3 protein-coding genes are annotated in these 2,647 nt (G+C 39.8%); all 3 read right to left on the reverse strand.

Annotated features, from left to right (window positions below):
• The coding region (locus AC1DPQ_RS24100; protein WP_477611120.1) for an arginase family protein at positions 1-713 on the reverse strand (713 nt) is incomplete at its 3' end.
• Positions 706-1,947 (reverse strand): imidazolonepropionase, encoded by a 1,242-nt coding sequence (hutI, locus tag AC1DPQ_RS24105; protein WP_477583674.1) that lies wholly within the window; start codon positions 1,945-1,947, stop codon positions 706-708. The genes AC1DPQ_RS24100 and hutI, both read right to left, overlap by 8 nt.
• A gap of 99 nt (positions 1,948-2,046) precedes the next feature.
• A partial coding sequence (locus AC1DPQ_RS24110) for an exodeoxyribonuclease III (protein WP_477611121.1) occupies positions 2,047-2,647 on the reverse strand: 601 nt, incomplete at its 5' end.

Below are 2,647 nucleotides of genomic sequence, written 5' to 3' on the forward strand. Positions count from 1 at the left end.
TCATTCACCAGGTCAGTAAAGTCAGTCCCGGTTAAAATATCGTCAAAAAACACAGCCTTAAGCTTTGGGTTCGTATCTATTTGATTTAAAATAGCTTCATTATTATAGTTTTGATGCAAGCCATACATGAAATAACTATTCAGGTAGTTTTCTTTCAACGCATAAGAAAATCCGTTCCCGCTGTGCCGACCTTCCAGTTCTCTTAAATCAGCATGCGCATCCACATTTAAAACCGCTATTGGGCTTTTATGTACGAAAGAAGTACCCTTAATTATTGGGTAGGCATTATTATGACCACCACCAATTACAATAGGTATTTTGCCTGCAGCTACTATTTTTTCAATTACAGGATAAACCAGCTCATCAATCTGTGCAACTTTGTTTCTTAAACCCGTTATGGAAGGATCTTCGGGCTCATCGATTTCGAAATGGCCTAAAATCAAAACCTCCTCGCCATTTAAAAAGCGGTTGCTCTGGATATTTAAAAAAGCCACCAAACTTGGTCGCCACATAGAGGCTGCACCTGCAATACCTAAGTTTGCACGCACACCTATGTCTTCTGGAATACCCAACAATACAAATTTCGCACTTGCCCCTTTCAGTTCATCCCATGAGGATAAGACAGCAACTTTTTCGCCCAGTTTGGTTTCGCCATCACGAGCGATGATTAAACGGTCGATGTCGCCCTGCGAATATATTTTAAGGTTATCCATTATAAATTTCACCGTTTAAAATAACTGTCTCTATTTGCGTTTCACCAAAACTATATGGCAAATAGGCAATTGAAGGCATCGGCTTGGTTATAAACAGGTTCGCTTTTTTACCAACGGTAATGCTTCCATAATCTTCACTCATCTCCATTGCTGCCGCACCATTTAATGTTGCAGCATTTATCGCCTGTTCAGGAAACATCTTCATTTTAATACATGCAAGTGACACCACAAAATTCATATTTCCTGAAGGTGTTGAACCTGGATTGTAATCGGTAGCCAAAGCAACCGGCAAATCGGCTCTTATAAAGCTTTTGGCATCAGCAAAAGGAATACCTAAGTAAAACGAACAAGAAGGGAGTAATGTTACAATGGTATCAGCATTTCTTAACGTTCGGATCGTTTCTTCATCACTTTCTTCGAGGTGATCAACTGAAATGGCTCTATTTTGCACAGAGACCTCTATTGCCCCCGAAACGGAAAGTTGATTGGCATGTACTTTTGGTTTTAGTCCGTATTTTGTACCTGCCTTTAATACCTGATCGGTTTCTTCGACAGAGAAAAACCCTTTTTCGCAAAAAACATCAATATAGTCGGCCAGTTTTTCTTGTGCTATTTGAGGCAGCATTTCATTAATAATTAAATCGATGTAACCCTGATGGTTGTTTTTAAATTCGGCCGGATAAGCATGAGCGGCTAAGAAAGTTGCTTTTATAGGAATCGGGAACTGATCTTTTAGCCTGCGGATCACCCTGAGCATTTTGATTTCACTCTCCGTGGTTAATCCATATCCGCTTTTAATTTCAACGGCACCGGTTCCCAGACGGATCATTTGCGTTAACCGCACAGATGCACTTTCAAACAATTCATCTTCCGAAGCTTTTTGGAGTTTATTAGCCGAATTTAGAATCCCACCACCCGCCGCGGCAATTTCTTCGTAGCTTTTGCCTTGGATTTTCATTGCAAATTCTTCCTCGCGCGAAGCAGCAAAAACAATGTGTGTATGGCTATCGCACCATGAAGGGAAAATATATCTGCCTTCTGCGGAGATATGGGAGGATAGATTTGAGATATGAGATGGGATTGAATCCATCTTTCCAAAATCCTTGATCAGATCATCTTCAATTAAAAGCCAGGCATTTTCAAGAACTGGTAACGAATCTAATTCACCGCCACGTAGCACTAATTTATCTTTGGAATGTAAGCCCACCAGGCCTTTTATATTTGTGATTAGCATTTGGTTAGATTAAGGTTAATTGTTTAAACTGTGCAAATTGGTTAATTGAGTTTTGGTTACAGTTAACCGATTTAAACAATTAACCAGTTAACCAAATACCTAATCGATCTCTAAAAGAACCGGACAATGATCTGAATGTATTGCGTCGGGTAAGATTCTAACATTTTTCAATCGGCTTTCCATAGGCCTGGTAGCCAAATGGTAATCGATCCGCCAACCCAAATTCTTTCCTCTCGAACCGGCACGGTAGCTCCACCAGGTATAATGGTGCGGGTCTTTATTAAAATGACGAAAAGTATCGATGAAACCATTATCCAAAAATAGCTGCATCCACTCCCGTTCTTCTGGCAAAAAGCCCGATGAATTGGCGTTTGATTTTGGGTTGTGAATATCGATGGAGGTATGACAGATATTATAATCGCCACTTACAATTAGATTTGGTATCTCTTTACGCAATTCTCCAATATATACATCAAAAAAACGCATAAATTCGTACTTTTTAACCTGACGTTCATCTCCGCTTGAGCCAGATGGCATATAGAGACTCATTAAAGAAAAATCGTTAAAATCTGCCCTTAAAATTCTACCCTCTTTATCTATCCATTCTTCACCGCAGCCAAATTCGATATGATTCGGTTTAATTCTGGTCAGAATTGCCACACCGCTATATCCCTTTTTTTCAGCGGGGAACCAATAATGA

Source organism: Pedobacter sp. 01T416_2, assembly GCF_056398925.1.

Bases quoted from the DNA above. Each gene is read 5' to 3' on its own strand.
- hutI (WP_477583674.1), bottom strand. From the start codon at position 1,947: ATGCTAATCACAAATATAAAAGGCCTGGTGGGCTTACATTCCAAAGAT.